The following is a 15,521-nucleotide window of genomic DNA, read 5'->3' as shown; positions in this document are numbered from 1 at the left end:
TACCGGCCCGCGGCCGGCAGCCAGACCCGAGAGCACGCGGCCGAAAGGCGCACAACGGCCTTCGGGTATCCCCATGCTCCATCAATAAGCTAGATCACCTTCGCACGCCCGGACGGACGCAACGCTATCTCTGTCATATAGGCACCTACAATGCCCTTGCAAAGGTTAAAACTGTCACTTCCGACGCTCCCGCACGCTTGAGAACGCGGGTGGCCGCGGCGACGGTGGCGCCTGTTGTGTAGACATCGTCGACCAGCACGACGCGCCTGCCAAACACGTCCGCCTCCCGGCCCTCCGCGATGGCGAAAGCCCCGCGCACATTCTCCTGACGCGCCGTTGCGCTCAGACCGACCTGCTGGTGGGTGCGCTTGCGACGCAGCAGCGTCGCCGGCAGATAGGGCTTGCCCGCAAGGCGTGCCAGATGACGGGCCAATTCGGCCGATTGGTTGAACTTGCGCGACAACAGGCGCCATCGATGCAGAGGCACCGGCATCACCACATCGCTCTCACGCAGCGCCTCGCCGCCGGCCCGCATCATCCAGGTGGCCATCATCGGCGCCAGGTCCAGACGATCGCGATACTTCAGCGCATGCACGAGATCGCGCGCGATGCCCTCATGGCGCGCCACCGAGCGCAGCCGATCAAACTCCGGCGGGTTCGCTATGGCCTCCGGCGAGAGGATGCCCGGCCCGAGATCATGGGAGAACGGCAGTCCGAGCACTTCGCAATAGGGGCGCTCGATGAACTCCACGCTGCCCCAGCAGGCCGAACAGAGGCCGCCACTCTTATGGGTGCCGATACCGCAGGCCGCGCAGGCGGGCGGATAGACCAGGTCGCGCAGCAGCCGACCCGCACCGGCCAGGCCGCGCAAGCCGAAACCCATAACACTGCCGGCCAAATGCTGGTTCATGCCATTGACAATAAAGGCGTCAGGGTGCCTTTGCCATAGGGCAATGCGGATTCCGCTTTCCGGTCGATCCGACCTTTAATCAACCGGCTATAGCGGTCTTGTCGGCGGAGATTCGTCGCCCCATTTGGCATCAACCGCATAGAATTTGACTGAGCAGGCAATGGACAGGATTTTCGATCAGGAACTCGTTACTGCAAACCGGCTGCGTGCGCTTTCCGCATCACAGCCGCCCGCAGACTTCCTCTTGAAGCTCGCCGCTTCGGAGCTTGCGGATCGCCTTGCTTTGGTGGAACGCCGGTTCGAGCACGCGGTTGAACTGCATGGCGCCACCGGCATCGCCGCCCAGGCGCTGTCGGAGACCGGAAAGATCGATCGGATCGAACGCGTAGAGACCGACCAAGCATTTGCTGCACCTGGCGAGACGGTCATCAAGGCCGATTTTGAGACCCTGCCGCTCGCGCCGCAGTCGGTCAACCTGATCGTGTCGCCGCTTGCCCTGCATATGGTCGATGACCTGCCCGGCGTGCTCACCCAGATCCGCCGCGCGCTGAAACCCGACGGCCTGTTCCTGGCCGCCATTCCCGGTGCGGGAACCCTGGCGGAATTGCGCGATGTCCTGCTGGCAGCCGAGGCCGAAATGTCGGGGGGCGCGAGCCCCAGGGTCATTCCCTTTGCGGATATCAGGGATATCGGCGGTTTGATGCAGCGGGCGGGCTTTGCCCTGCCGGTCATCGACAGCCAGCACTATACCGTTCGTTACGATTCGCTGTTTCCACTGATGCGCGACCTCCGAGCCATGGGCATGGGCAATCCCCTGCGGGCGCGCAGCCGCAAGCCAGTGACGCGCGGCTTTTTCCTGCGCGCCGCCGAAATCTATGCCGAGCGTCACGCCGATCCTGACGGACGTATCCGGGCGACGTTTTCGTTTGTCTACGTATCAGGCTGGGCGCCGCACGAAAGCCAGCAGAAGCCCTTGAAGCCCGGCTCCGCCAAGATGCGGCTTGCCGATGCACTGGCACCGCCGCGGACCGATCAGTCCTAAACGACCGTAGACGGCAAAGCGCTGGCTTACTGGCCGGCGCTGTTGATCGAGGTGTTCACATCGGTGAAGATATTGGCGAGGCTACCGGTGAAAGCGGTGAAGCCGGTGACCAGCGCCAGGGAGATCAAGGCGGCGATCAATCCATATTCAATCGCGGTCGCACCTGACGTGTCTGCGAGAAGGCGATTCAGCAGGCGCATTTCCGTCGTCTCCCCGGCAGCACTCAATGACCGCCCATTGATCTTCTAAAGCGTGGAGCGAACCGCCATCAGCAGCCCGCGCCACCCTCGTAACCGTCCACGATGCAAATCGAACCCGGCGTCTCCTGCAGGACGCTGCGCCGGATCGTATAGCGCTTGTTCTCGCCATCGGGTTTGTTGATCGAGCCGGTCGTGATGTTGTCATACTGATCGGGCTCGAAGGCCAGACGCTTCTTGTCCGGATTCTCACTCAACATCGGCGGCAAGATCAAGGACAATGCAATCGCAGCCGTACCGAACAGGAGGGCGATATTGAACACGCCTGTTCTAGCCGATCGCGGAGTATATTCCCGCTCCTGAACGGATTCCCAGAAGTCCTCGTCCATATCAAACGCTCCACACACACGCATGCATGGAACGACAATTGTCCCAATGTACTTAACTTTCAGTTAAGAATGGATGGCGAAGCGCTTTGGGCTGTCCGTTTCCACAAAAAGCGGGGAGAATTTCTACAGCAGATCCTGCAAAAACGGGATCAGAGGCTCATCTGCCGGTGGCATCGGATAGTCCCTAAGCGCCATCGGGCGCACCCATTTGAGCGCCTGCCCCTCCCGCCCCTGCGCAATGCCTTCATAGCGCCGGCAGATGAACAGCGGCATCAACAGATGAAAAGTCTCATAGCTGTGGCTGGCAAAGGTCAGCGGAGCGAGACAGGCTTCCTTGGTTGCGATGCCGAGTTCCTCGTCAAGCTCGCGCACCAGCGTCTGCTCCGGCGTTTCGCCCGGCTCCACCTTGCCGCCGGGAAATTCCCAAAGCCCCGCCAGCGACTTGCCCTCAGGGCGTTGTGCCAGCAGGATGCGACCATCGGCATCGACGAGGGCGCAAGCAGCAACGAGCAGGATGGGCTTTCCGGTCACGACTGCGTCCCCTTGCGCCAGTAGCGGTATCGATAGGCCTCCTTGAAGCCAAGCTTGGCATAAAGGGAGAGTGCTGCGACATTGCCCGTCTCGACCTGAAGCCAGGCGGTTCGCGCGCCGCGCATCCGCGCCCAACGCAGGGCGGCGGACAAGATCTCCACGCCCAACCCCTGGCGGCGGGCACGTTCGACGACAGCAAGCGACATGATGCCCGCGAGATCGTTGTCCTGCACGCACAAGACGACGGCCTCCGGCCCCGTCTCGGGATCCTCGATCACAAAAAGCCCGGTCGGAGGCTTGATCGCGCTCACGACTTCCGCAAGCGCTGGCTTCAACGCCACATCACTGCCATTGACGACAAGGTCGGCATCGACAAAACGCCCGACATCATGGCTTGGCAGATGGTCCAGCGTGTCCGGCAACGCCAGTCCGCCGAGGTCGACGGTCATGGTCACAACCTCTTCGAAACAGGTCCAGCCGTCAGACTTCAGGAATTCCAGCATCGGCTTGGGCGTCAGCGGCGTTTCCCGCACAATCATCGGCCGCCCATAGGATACGAACTTGCGTTCCGCCTTCTCCAGCCGAATCGCGATGTCCCGGCTGTCAGAGGGATCCAGCGCAACGACGCAGTTCAATCGCTTGGAAGGATGCCCGCCCGTGAGCCGCACCTGCCAGCTGCCATCATACTGAACCGAGGCAGCCGGCCATGCCCGGAATCCGACCGCTTCAAGCCGCCGAACCAGCGGCAGGTTGCCGTCGGAGGTCGTCATCTGCATCTTTACCGTCAACTCCGGTAGTCACCGTTGATTGCGACATATTCCTTCGTGAGGTCGCAGGTCCAGACGGTCGCGGTGCCGGCGCCAAGCCCGATATCGACCCGGACGGCGATATCCTCCTGCTTCATCGCGGCTGACGTCGCGGCCTCCGAATAGTCAGGATCGCGTTCGCCATTGACCGCAACCCGGATCCCACCGAACCAGATCGCCAGACGATCGCGGTCCGCCATCTCGCCGGACTTGCCAACCGCCATGACGACGCGGCCCCAATTGGCGTCTTCGCCGGCAATAGCCGTCTTGACTAGGGGAGAGTTAGCAATCGACAGGGCGATGCGTTTGGCAGCAACGTCGTTTTCGGCGCCCATCACCGTGATCTCGACCATCTTGCGTGCGCCTTCGCCATCGCGCACGACCTGCAGCGCCAAGTCTTTCAGGAGATCGTTGAGGGCGGCGCGGAAGCTCGCCAGACGGGCATCGCCCGCATCTTCCACCCGCTTCTGTCCATCCGCTGCGGCGGCCCCGGTGGCAAACACGAGCAGCGTGTCCGAGGTCGATGTGTCGCTATCGACAGTGATCGAATTGAAGGACGGCTCAACGCCCCTAGACAGCAAGTCCTGAAGTGCTGCAGGCGCAATATCGGCATCGGTCACGACGAAAGACAGCATGGTCGCCATGTCGGGCGCGATCATGCCGGCACCCTTGGCAATGCCGTTGATTGTGACGGTCACGCCATCGATCTCGGCGGTACGCGTGGCAACCTTCGGATAGGTATCCGTCGTCATGATGGCCTTGGCAGCCTCAAGCCAGAAATCACCCGTGGCCTGCCCGACCATGTCACCGAGGACACCGGCAAACTTGCTGGCGTCGAGCGGCTCGCCAATCACGCCGGTCGAAGCGAGGAAGATTTCGCCCGTCGAGCAACCGAGCGCCTCGGCAGCTGACTTGGCCGTCAGTTCGGTCGCCGCCTTGCCCTTGACGCCGGTAAAGGCATTGGCATTGCCGGAATTCACGACAACGCCGCGCGCCACGCCGCCGCCGAGATTGGCGCGGCAGAAATCAACCGGTGCGGACGGGCATTTGGAACGGGTGAAGACGCCTGCGACGGACGCTGGCTGGTCAAAGGCCATCAGCAACACGTCGGTGCGGTTCTTGTATTTGATGCCGGCCGCAGCCGTCGCCATCCGCAATCCGCGAATGGCCGGCATGTCGACATAGCTCTTCGGGGCGAGAGGAGAAATGGATCCGGACATCGTCTCTACCAGTCTATCAGCCCGCCGGGCGGCGGGCTCGTCTCACATGGATATGCCCCCGGGCCAGCCCAGGAGCATTGTCAGGTCAAGGCTGCTGCGCGTTGACCGCGTCGTAACCGGCCTTCAAGGCTTCGTCCTTGATATCGATCTTCGAGGCTTCCTTCGCCTTGGTGATCAGCTCAAGATACTTGTCGCGCATGACGAGCTGACGAACCTGCTGCTGGACTTCCTCGAAAGTCGGCGGAGCAACGTCGCGCTTTTCCTCGACCTTGATCACATGGAAACCGAACTGGGTCTGCACCGGGGTCTTGGAATAGCTGCCGACCGGCATGGCGAAGGCTGCTTCTTCAAATTCCGGAACCATGCGGCCCTTGCTGAAGAATCCGAGGTCGCCACCTTCCGACTTGTTCGGATCGGTCGACTTTTCCTTGGCAAGTTCGATGAAGTCCTTGCCGGCATCGAGGTCGGCGATGATAGCCTTTGCCTCTTCCTCGGTCTTCACGAGGATATGCCGAGCGCGCAGCTCTTCCTGCTTCGGCAGGGCTGCGACTTCCTTGTCGTAACGCGCCTTCACGTCGGCGTCGGTGACGGCATCGACGACATATTTCTTGAAGTAGAGGTTATGCAGTTCGCGGTCGCCGATGAACTGCATGCGGCGCTTGTATTCGTCCGACTTTTCAATGCCTTCACCAACTGCATTGTTGGCCAGCAGCTTGACGTCGATCGCACCCGACAGGGCCGCGACGCGCTTCTGCTCGTCAGGCAGCTGGGCCAGCTGCGGATCGAGGTTGCCAACCGCCATGTCGAGCTCCGACTGGCGGATCTCGAGATTACCGACCGTCGCGACGACCTTGTCTTCGTCTGCCGCGAAAGCACTGACCTGCGCACCGAGAATTGCGGCGCAAGCGAAAAGAACCAGCTTATGGGAACGCAACATTGCTTTGCCTTTCGGAAGAATAGCATGTTTGAAACGAGGTCGCCCGAGTGCTAAAAAAGCCCGCAACGGCCGCGTCTATCGTGGTCTGTATCAACCTGTCCCGTTGACATCATTCGACCCCCCTCTTATCTGTCACGCAACTTCGCGTCCAGAGCAGTTTCCTGGCGCACCGTGTCAATTTTTCGATACCCGTCTCGATTTTGGCTCGGCGCAAAACAGTGACGTCAGTCAGAAAGGACCATTGGAATGGTCAGTCTTGGTGTAATTGCCCGCAAGATCTTCGGCTCTTCGAACGATCGGCGGGTTCGCGGCTACCAGCCTCGCGTTGCAGCGATCAAGGCGCTGGAAGACAGCATGAAGGCCCTGGACGACGCGGCCCTCGCCGCCAAGACGGTTGAATTCCGCCAACAACTGGCCAATGGCAAGACACTGGACGATCTGCTGGTGCCGGCCTTCGCCGTGGTGCGAGAAGCCTCCCGCCGCGTGCTCGGCATGCGCCCCTTCGACGTGCAGTTGATCGGTGCGATGATCCTGAACGACAATGCCATCGCCGAAATGAAGACCGGCGAAGGCAAGACGCTCGTCGCGACGCTTGCGGTCTACCTGAACGCGCTGACGGGCAAGGGTGTTCATGTCGTTACCGTCAACGACTACCTGGCCTCGCGTGACTCCGGCCACATGGGCAAGCTCTACGGATTCCTCGGCCTGACGACCGGCGTCATTGTCCACGGCCTCTCCGACGACGAGCGCCGCGCGGCCTATGCCTGCGACATCACCTACGCGACCAACAACGAACTCGGCTTCGACTACCTGCGCGACAACATGAAGTATGAGCGCGGCCAGATGGTCCAGCGCGGCCATAACTACGCGATCGTCGACGAAGTGGACTCGATCCTGGTCGACGAGGCCCGCACGCCGCTGATCATTTCAGGTCCGCTGGATGATCGTTCGGATCTCTACAACACCATCGACGCCTTCATTCCGGCCCTGACGCCGGAAGATTATGAGATCGACGAAAAGCAGCGCTCGGCGAACTTCTCGGAAGTCGGCACGGAAAAGCTTGAAAACCTCCTGCGCCAGGCAAACCTCCTGAAGGGCGAATCCCTTTACGATGTCGAGAACGTCGCGATCGTCCATCACATCAACAACGCCCTGAAGGCGCACAAGCTGTTCCAGCGCGACAAGGACTACATCGTCCGCAACGGCGAAATCGTCATCATCGACGAATTCACCGGCCGTATGATGCCGGGCCGCCGCTATTCCGAAGGCCAGCATCAGGCCCTGGAAGCCAAGGAAAAGGTGCAGATCCAGCCTGAAAACCAGACGCTGGCCTCCATCACCTTCCAGAACTACTTCCGCATGTATGAAAAGCTGGCCGGCATGACCGGCACGGCCTCCACGGAAGCCGAGGAATTCGGCAACATCTACGGCCTTGATGTCGTTGAGGTTCCGACCAACCTGCCGATCAAGCGTATCGACGAAGATGACGAGGTCTACCGGACCTTCGAGGAAAAGTTCAAGGCGATCATCACCGAGATCAAGGATGCGCACTCGCGCAACCAGCCGGTGCTGGTCGGCACCACCTCGATCGAAAAGTCTGAGATCCTGGCCACCATGTTGCGCCAGTCCGGCTTTGAAAACTTCCAGGTGCTGAACGCCCGCTATCACGAGCAGGAAGCCTATATCGTCTCCCAGGCCGGCGTGCCGGGTGCCGTCACCATCGCCACGAACATGGCAGGCCGCGGTACCGACATTCAGCTCGGCGGCAATGTCGATATGCGGCTGGAGCGGGAACTGGCCGAGATGGAGCCGGGCGCCGAGCGGGACGCCAAGGAGGCGGCCATCCGCGAGGAGGTCAAGCAGCTCAAGGAAAAGGCGCTTGCCGCCGGCGGTCTTTATGTCATCGCGACCGAACGTCACGAAAGCCGCCGCATCGACAACCAGCTCCGCGGCCGTTCCGGCCGTCAGGGCGACCCGGGCCGCTCGAAATTCTACCTGTCGCTCCAGGACGACCTGATGCGTATCTTCGGCTCGGACCGCATGGATTCGATGCTGCAGAAGCTCGGCCTGAAGGAAGGCGAGGCAATCGTCCATCCCTGGATCAACAAGGCCCTTGAGCGCGCCCAGAAGAAGGTCGAAGCCCGCAACTTCGACATCCGCAAGAACCTTCTGAAGTATGACGACGTGCTGAACGACCAGCGCAAGGTGATCTTCGAACAGCGCATCGAGCTGATGGACATGGCTGACGTCAGCGAAACCATCACCGACATGCGCCATGAAGTGATCGAAGGCATGGTTCGGCTGCATATCCCCGAGCGCGCCTATGCCGAACAATGGGATGTTGCCGGCCTCAAGAACGCCGTGCGCCAGACGCTCAATCTCGATCTTCCGATCGAGGAATGGGCTGCCGAGGAAGGCATCGCCGATGATGAAATGCTGGCCCGCATCAAGGACGCCGCCGACAAGGCCGTCGCTGCCAAGGCTGAGCGTTTCGGACCTGAGCTGACGGCCTATGTCGAACGCTCCGTCGTTCTTCAGACCATCGATCATCTCTGGCGCGAGCACATCGTCAATCTCGACCATCTCCGTTCGGTCGTCGGCTTCCGCGGCTATGCCCAGCGCGATCCACTGCAGGAATACAAGTCCGAAGCCTTCGAGCTGTTCCAGGCCCTGCTTGCCAACCTGCGCGAAGCCGTCACCTCGCAGATGATGCGCGTGGAACTGGTGCGCGAAGCTCAGGCCCCGCAGCCGCCAGCCGACATGGAAATGCATCACCTCGATGCAACGACCGGCACCGATGAAATCGAGCAGGCCGAAGGTCAGGCGGATGACGTTGGTTATGTCGATCCGGCCGATCGCGATCCGCAGGACCCCACCACCTGGGGCAAGGTTGGCCGCAACGAGGCCTGCCCTTGCGGTTCCGGCAAGAAATATAAGCACTGCCACGGCGCTTTCGAGCAGGCCTGATCTGAAATCGCGTCAAATTCAACCCCGTCACCGCAACCCGGTGGCGGGGTTTTGCACATCAATGAAGGGGCTGACACAGAGGCAGCGAACCCTTTCTTAACCGTGCTCTGCCAAGACTGAAGCATTGTTTTTGCCTGTTTCAGTGAGCAATGCGCGTCGATGATGGCAGTCGTCCATTCAGCGGAAAAAATGCTGCCGTCGGGCCTCAGGCCGATGTGGCGCAAGCTGCTGGCTGCATTGACGCGTGACGATGCCACCGCCCGTGCCCAACGCATGGCATTCATCGCCTTTGCCATCCGCGTCTTCAGTGCCGCGATCGCCTTTGCCTCGCAGATCATCCAGGCGCGGCTGATGGGAGAATTCGAATACGGCATCTTCGTCTTCGTCTGGGTGCTCGTGGTCGTCTTCGGCAACCTGTCCTGCCTCGGCTTCCACACTGCGATCATCCGCTTCCTGCCGCAATACGCGGCGCGGGAAGAACATGACGAGATCCGCGGCCTAACGGTCACCGCGCGCATCTTCGCCATGGTATCAGCCAGCGCGCTGGCCGGCACCGGTCTACTGGCGCTACACTTCCTGGGCGACCGTATCGAAGCCTATTACATCATTCCCTTGTTTCTGGGCCTGTTCGCATTGCCGATGATCGCCCTTGGCGACGTGCTGGATGGCACGGCCCGTGCAAACAGCTGGCCAGTAGCGGCCTTGAGCCCCACCTATATCATCCGCCCCCTGCTGATCCTTGGCTTCATGCTGGCGGCTGTGACGGTGTTTGATGCGCCCCATACGGCGACGACAGCCATGCAGGCGGCGCTGGCGGCGACCTATGTCACCACGCTCAGCCAGTTCATCGCCATCACCTGGCGCCTGCGCCGGCATTTCGTCCGCGGGCCGCTGAAGATCGATTTCCTCGCCTGGTTCCGGGTCGCCATTCCGATCTTCCTGATCGAAGGCTTCGGCTTCCTGCTGACCAATTCCGACGTGCTGGTCGTCGGTCTCTATCTCGATCCGGATCAGGTCGCGATCTACTTCGCGGCGGCCAAGACCATGGCCCTGGTGCAGTTCGTCTATTTTGCCGTCAAAGCGGCCGCGGCGCCGCGCTTCTCGGCAATGATGGCCGAAAACGATATGCGAGCCCTTGCCTCCTTCGCCGGCACCACGGCCCGCTGGAGCTTCTGGCCGTCACTCACGGTTGGACTTTGCGTCCTGCTGGCGGGCGAACTGCTGCTGTCGCTTTTCGGACCGGCCTTTACCGTCGGCTATGGGCTGATGGTCATCCTCTTTGCCGGCAGCCTCGCCAAGGCGCTGGTCGGCCCAGGCGAAGTCCTCCTGACCATGGCCGGCAAGCAGACACTCTGCGTATGGCTCTATGTCGGCGCGCTCGCGACCAACATCACTTTGAACGTCACGCTGATCCCGCTTTTCGGCCTCACAGGCGCGGCCCTGGCAACCGCAAGCGCCACCCTGGTTGAAGCTGTCCTTCTGCATGTGGCCGTCCGACGATCGCTGGGAATACTTCTATTTGCATTCGCCAATCCCCTTTCATTGATGGACAAAACGAGAGCGAACTGACCATGGTTAACCCTCCGGTCTACGATGAGAACCTGAACAGCGGCACCAGCCGCATGGTCGGCACCGTGCCGCCAAGCCATGTGCCAAGACCTGCCGCGGATACGGTCCTTCCCGTTGGTCGTCCGGGCCGGCGGCTTTGCCTTTATCCCGGCCAGTTAGGTTATGACCTGCAGGAGGAACTCGACTTCCTCAGCAACCGGGCCATGGAACCCAATGTCTTCTTTTCCGGTCGCTTCCTGGCCCCGGCCATACCCCGGCTGGACGAACGGCAGGTGCGCATCGCCCTGATGCGGGATGAGACAAGCACCAAATCGCGCAGCCGCCTGCTGATGCCCTATTCCATCGAAAAGCCCGGCTTCGCGCTCGGCCCCTCGATCATGCGCGTCTGGTCCAATCCGTTTGGTCCACTGGGGACGCCGCTAGTTGATGCGGAAGAGGCAGCGGAAACACTCGACAACCTGTTCGAGGCCCTGATGTCACCAACGGCAAAACTGCCTGAGATCCTGGTGATCCCGGACCTCCGGCTGAACGGCCGCTTTACCCAACTGGCCAAGGCTGTTGCGCTGAGCCGCGACCTGCCGCTGACGACCGCCAACCTGACGACGCGCCCCTTCCTGGAAAGCTATGACGACGGGGATACCTATCTCCGGAAAACGATCTCCAAAGAGCATCTGCGCGAGGTCAGGCGGCAGTTCCGCCGTTTGGCCGGAGAAGGCAATCTCGTCTACAACGTCGCTCGCCAGCCGAACGAGATACGGCACCGGCTCGAGGAGTTCCTGGCACTGGAGGCAAGCGGCTGGAAGGGCAGAAAGCGCAGCGCCATGGTCATGGATCGTTTCCGCGCCGCCTTTGCCCGTGAAGCCATCACCAACCTGGCGGAAGCGGATGCCGTCCGCATCCACACGCTGGATTTCAACGGCAGCGCCATCGCCTCCCTCGTCGTGCTGCTGATGGGCGGCGAAGCCTATACGTGGAAGACCGCCTTCAACGAAAATTTCGCTCGCTACTCCCCCGGCAAGCTGCTGATGGCCGAACTGACGGAATGGCATCTGGATGACGCCAACATCGTGCGCACGGATTCCTGCGCCGTGCCAGACCATCCGATCATGAGCCGCTTCTGGCAGGAGCGCGAGGAGATGGGAACCCTGGTGATCGGTCTTAAGCGCAACAGCGACCGCGACGTTCGCCAGGCTGCGGCTCAACTGCACCTCTACCGCAACACCCGCAACGTTGCCCGCATCCTGCGTGACAAGATCATGTCGCGGCGCACCGGAGCCTGAAGGACGAGAAACTCACTCGGCCGCGGTGGCCAACTCGCTATCGCGCAACATCCGGCGGATGACCTTGCCGCTAGTGGTCAGCGGCAGGCTGTCGACAAAGGCCACCTCGCGCGGATATTCATGCATCGATAGCCGTTGCTTGACCCAGTCGCTGATGTCCCGGCGCAGATCGTCGGACGGCTCATGGCCGTCCACCAGCACGACATAGGCCTTCACGATCTCCGTGCGCAGCGGATCCGGCTTGCCGATTGCCGCCGCCAGCCGAACGGCGGGATGACCAAGCAGGCAGTCCTCGATTTCCGCCGGCCCGATGCGATAGCCTGACGACGTAATCACATCGTCATCGCGACCGAAGAAAGTGATGTACCCTTCGCTGTCGCTGCGACCCATGTCACCGGTCAACATCCAGTCGCCGACGAATTTCGCTGCCGTCGCTTCCGGGTCGCGCCAATATTCCAGAAACATCACCGGATCCGGCCGGCGAATGGCCACCTGGCCGAGTTCACCCCTCGGCAATTCGCGGCCCTTGTTGTCGATGATGGCCACACGATGCCCCGGTACCTGGCAACCGATGGCGCCCGCCTTGGACACGCCGAGATTGGCGGCAGAGGACAGCACGAAATTGCATTCCGTCTGCCCGTAAAATTCATTCGGGACGATGCCAAGCGTCGATTTCACCCACTCATAGGTCTCGCGACCCAGGGACTCACCCGCCGACCCGATGCTACGCAGGACCAAATCATAGGTCTCCCGCGGTCTCTCAACGGATTTCAGCAGGCGCAGCGCCGTCGGCGGAATGAAGGCATTGCGCACCTGCATCTCCGACATGATGCGATAGGCCATGTCAGGATCGAACTTCTGCGCCGGCGACGACACCACGGGAACCCCAAGCATCAGCGCCGGCAGCAAGGCATTCAGCAACCCGCCCGCCCAGGCCCAGTCGGAGGGCGTCCAGATGCGGTCGCCCGGCTGCGGCAGGAAGCCATGGGCAAACTGGAAGCCCGGAATATGCCCCGGCAGAACCCGATGGCCATGCAGGGCGCCTTTCGGCGGCCCTGTTGTTCCCGATGTGAAGATCATCAATGCAGCATCATCGGGACCGGTATCGGCGATATCGGTCAAAGCCGGCGCCGACAGCAGGTCCCGGAAGGCGATCGCTTGTCCCGCGGCATCGGCATCGATGGACACGATATGACGCAGCGCCGGCAGCTTGTCCCTGATGCCCTGAAGGCGAGACAGCCCGAAACCATTGGTGACCACGACGGAGGCTTCCGCCGTCATAAGCCTGTATTCCAGCGCCTCGACGCCGAACAACAACGCCAGCGGCACCGCTATAGCCCCAAGCTTGTAGATGGCCAGATGGGCAATCACCGTTTCGAAACACTGCGGCAGCAGCAACGCCACGCGATCGCCTCTGCCGACGCCCAACTGTCGAAGTCCGGTGGCAAAGCGCGAGGACTGGTCGGCCAACTGACCATAGGTCATCGCCAGATGCGCACCCTCGGGGGAGAAATGCTGAAGACAAACCCGCTCTGGATCGCGCGCGGCCCAGACATCGCTGGTCTCGACGCCGATGTTGAAGCGCTCCGGGATATCCCATCGGAAGTCGCGATACAGAGCCTCATAGGAGCCGCGATCGGGCAGGCGCATCAATCAGATCCACGGAAATGACAATTTCGTGAAGCTAGCATCCATCTCGCAATTGCACAACGAAAAAGCAAACTGCTTCGCATTTGCGCAATAGAGCGTAATTAACAACAACGGCTTGAGATGTGAGGAGGTGTAGAGTGGTGCGCTTCACCGGAGAAGCGTCAAACCAGATTTTTACAGAATTGGCTCATTGGGAGCAAGTTTTAAAGGATACGTCGCTGGCACGTCCGGCCTCGCCTTCACCTTGAGGGCGGGCCGATGGCTGACATTTCCAAACCTCAAACGGCCCGCCCGAAACGGCGGAAGCCGGAAACCAAGAATTTCTGTCTGCGCCTGACGGACGACGAAAAACGCCTTCTGTTGGAACGCGCCGGAAAGGTGCCGCTTGGCACCTTTATCCGCAATGCCCTGCTTGGGACGGAGGTCCAGACCAAGCGCAGGACTTCCCGTAAACCTGCCGTAGACGAAACCGCGCTGGCGCGGGTTCTGGCCGCGCTGGGCGGCTCCCGCCTGTCCAGCAATCTCAATCAACTTGCCAAGGCCGTGAATATAGGCGCTCTTCCCGTCACACCGGAAACCGAGCGCGAGATTGCCGATGCCTGCAAGTCCGTGGTCGGCATGCGCCGCGATCTGCTTCTTGCGCTCGGCCTAACCGGAAGCGAACGTCCATGATCCTCAAAGCAAGCCAGCGGGCGGGCCATGACGATCTGGCCCGCCATTTGATGAAACCCGAAAACGAGCACGTCGAGATTCACGACATCCAAGGCTTTGTCGCGGACACCGTGGCAGGTGCCTTCAAGGAAGCCTATGCGGTCAGTCGCGGCACGAAATGCAAACAATTCCTGTTCTCCTGCTTGCTCAATCCGCCGGAAGATGAATCCGTGCCCGTGCATGTCTTCGAAGATGCCGTGCACAGGATCGAAACGAGGCTCGGGCTGGAAGGCCAGCCGCGTGTTTTGGTCTTTCATGAAAAGGAAGGCCGAAGACACGCCCATTGCGTCTGGTCGCGCATCAACGCCGAAAGCATGACGGCCATCAACCTCGCCCATACCAAACGCAAGCTCATGGACATTTCCCGCGAGCTTTACATTGAGCATGGCTGGAAAATGCCGGAAGGTATGATCGATCCGGCTTTGCGCAATCCCTTGAACTTTGACCGAAAGGAATGGTTTCAGGCGAAGCGCACGGGACAGGACCCGCGTTCCATCAAGCAACTGTTCCAGCAATGCTGGGCCTCTTCAGATTCAGGGAAAGCGTTCAAACAGGCATTGGAACAACGCGGCTACTTCCTCGCCCGTGGTGATCGTCGCGCCGTGGTCGCCGTTGATGTTCACGGTGAGGTCTATGCCGTGGCGCGGTGGGCGAACGTCAAGACAAAGGATGTCGTTGCCCGCATGGGCGATATCGCCGCGCTCCCCTCGTTGGACGATGCGCAAAGCCGCGTTGCGGCATTGAAGCGGGAGAAACTGCAAAGCTTCGCCAATTCTGCGAAGGAAGATTTTGCCAAGGCGTCGCAAGCAGTCGAGGCCAAGCGTATTGTCATGGTGGAACGCCACCGCGCCGATAGAAAGGCCCTACAAACCGCGCAGGATGACCGCTGGACGCAGGAGGCTATTGAACGCAACGCCAGATTCCGCAAGGGCATTCGCGGCCTGTGGGACCGCGTGATTGGCAAGCATGGCAAATTGCGGGACCAGAACGCGCAAGAGGTCGCCAATGCCGCCGAACGGGACGCCAAGGAAAAGCAGGTGCTTATCGAACTCCAGCTTGAAGAGCGCCAACGATTGCAGCGGGAAATTCTGGCCGCTCGTCGTGTCCATACATATGAGCTGACGAAGATTTACAGGGAGCTATCGCCCACGCAAAAGTTTGGGATGGCGGCTAAGGCAGAGGAGGCCCACCAGCGGTTCAGCCAGCCCCACCATTTGCGTCTTTAGCGGCCCCAAAAACGCGGGCGTCAAACTAACGTAACCAAACTGACGCTATTCCGACAACGTGAAAAATGTAATTATTTTTCAATAAT

The 15,521-nt window shown here is 60.9% G+C and carries 14 protein-coding genes; 6 read left to right on the top strand and 8 right to left on the bottom strand.

The genetic code is table 11. From position 1 onward, the window contains the following. Nucleotides 1–145: 145 nt before the first annotated feature. Nucleotides 146–883: a ComF family protein gene (locus B9A97_RS10390; protein ID WP_244564176.1), complete on the bottom strand. Its 738-nt coding sequence runs from the start codon at nucleotides 881–883 to the stop codon at nucleotides 146–148. A gap of 187 nt (nucleotides 884–1,070) precedes the next feature. Here B9A97_RS10390 and B9A97_RS10385 point away from each other — a divergent pair, with 187 nt between their 5' ends. Further along, the gene (locus B9A97_RS10385; protein WP_084365248.1) at nucleotides 1,071–1,952 is read left to right on the top strand and encodes a methyltransferase domain-containing protein; all 882 of its coding nucleotides are present in this window, start codon (nucleotides 1,071–1,073) and stop codon (nucleotides 1,950–1,952) included. Between the two features lie 26 nt (nucleotides 1,953–1,978). Here the strand turns inward: B9A97_RS10385 and B9A97_RS10380 are convergent, their stop codons facing one another. From B9A97_RS10380 to B9A97_RS10355, 6 genes are all read right to left on the bottom strand, one after another. After that, a complete protein-coding gene (locus B9A97_RS10380) occupies nucleotides 1,979–2,152 on the bottom strand; it encodes a Flp family type IVb pilin (protein ID WP_084365247.1) in 174 nt (57 codons plus the stop codon). Between the two features lie 68 nt (nucleotides 2,153–2,220). Continuing rightward, nucleotides 2,221–2,538 carry a hypothetical protein gene (locus tag B9A97_RS10375; RefSeq protein WP_084365246.1) on the bottom strand — a complete coding sequence of 106 codons (318 nt, stop codon included), beginning with the start codon at nucleotides 2,536–2,538 and terminating at the stop codon, nucleotides 2,221–2,223. A 123-nt stretch (nucleotides 2,539–2,661) separates the two neighbouring features. Beyond that, on the bottom strand, nucleotides 2,662–3,069 hold the full coding sequence (mutT, locus tag B9A97_RS10370) for an 8-oxo-dGTP diphosphatase MutT (RefSeq protein ID WP_143530397.1): 408 nt from the start codon (nucleotides 3,067–3,069) through the stop codon (nucleotides 2,662–2,664). After that, nucleotides 3,066–3,839: a GNAT family N-acetyltransferase gene (locus B9A97_RS10365; RefSeq protein ID WP_084365282.1), complete on the bottom strand. Its 774-nt coding sequence runs from the start codon at nucleotides 3,837–3,839 to the stop codon at nucleotides 3,066–3,068. Before B9A97_RS10365 ends, mutT begins: the two co-directional genes overlap by 4 nt. A gap of 14 nt (nucleotides 3,840–3,853) precedes the next feature. Beyond that, entirely contained in the window at nucleotides 3,854–5,095 is a 1,242-nt protein-coding gene (gene argJ / locus B9A97_RS10360; RefSeq protein WP_084365245.1) for a bifunctional glutamate N-acetyltransferase/amino-acid acetyltransferase ArgJ, read from the bottom strand. An 85-nt stretch (nucleotides 5,096–5,180) separates the two neighbouring features. Beyond that, complete coding sequence (locus B9A97_RS10355) at nucleotides 5,181–6,032, bottom strand: peptidylprolyl isomerase (protein WP_084365244.1); 852 nt, start codon at nucleotides 6,030–6,032, stop codon at nucleotides 5,181–5,183. A gap of 246 nt (nucleotides 6,033–6,278) precedes the next feature. On the opposite strand from B9A97_RS10355, the gene secA reads away from it, so the two are divergent. The 3 genes from secA to B9A97_RS10340 all read left to right on the top strand — a co-directional run bounded on the left by secA (nucleotide 6,279) and on the right by B9A97_RS10340 (nucleotide 11,848). Continuing rightward, complete coding sequence (secA, locus tag B9A97_RS10350) at nucleotides 6,279–8,999, top strand: preprotein translocase subunit SecA (RefSeq protein ID WP_084365243.1); 2,721 nt, start codon at nucleotides 6,279–6,281, stop codon at nucleotides 8,997–8,999. Nucleotides 9,000–9,161: 162 nt separating this feature from the next. Continuing rightward, nucleotides 9,162–10,568, top strand: coding sequence for a lipopolysaccharide biosynthesis protein (locus B9A97_RS10345; protein WP_084365280.1), 1,407 nt, complete (start codon nucleotides 9,162–9,164; stop codon nucleotides 10,566–10,568). 2 nt (nucleotides 10,569–10,570) lie between these two features. Next, a complete protein-coding gene (locus B9A97_RS10340; RefSeq protein ID WP_084365242.1) occupies nucleotides 10,571–11,848 on the top strand; it encodes a GNAT family N-acetyltransferase in 1,278 nt (425 codons plus the stop codon). A gap of 12 nt (nucleotides 11,849–11,860) precedes the next feature. Here B9A97_RS10340 and B9A97_RS10335 read toward each other — a convergent pair whose 3' ends face one another. Beyond that, nucleotides 11,861–13,498 (bottom strand): AMP-binding protein, encoded by a 1,638-nt coding sequence (locus tag B9A97_RS10335; protein ID WP_084365241.1) that lies wholly within the window; start codon nucleotides 13,496–13,498, stop codon nucleotides 11,861–11,863. Nucleotides 13,499–13,756: 258 nt separating this feature from the next. On the opposite strand from B9A97_RS10335, the gene B9A97_RS10330 reads away from it, so the two are divergent. Both B9A97_RS10330 and B9A97_RS10325 read left to right on the top strand, forming a co-directional pair. Beyond that, on the top strand, nucleotides 13,757–14,170 hold the full coding sequence (locus tag B9A97_RS10330) for a hypothetical protein (RefSeq protein ID WP_084365240.1): 414 nt from the start codon (nucleotides 13,757–13,759) through the stop codon (nucleotides 14,168–14,170). Next, entirely contained in the window at nucleotides 14,167–15,435 is a 1,269-nt protein-coding gene (locus B9A97_RS10325) for a relaxase/mobilization nuclease domain-containing protein (protein ID WP_084365239.1), read from the top strand. Before B9A97_RS10330 ends, B9A97_RS10325 begins: the two co-directional genes overlap by 4 nt. Nucleotides 15,436–15,521: the final 86 nt, after the last annotated feature.

It is taken from the genome of Rhizobium sp. RU36D (assembly GCF_900176345.1).
Lineage (GTDB): Bacteria > Pseudomonadota > Alphaproteobacteria > Rhizobiales > Rhizobiaceae > Allorhizobium.
This window is presented reverse-complemented; position numbering and strand designations above follow the sequence as displayed.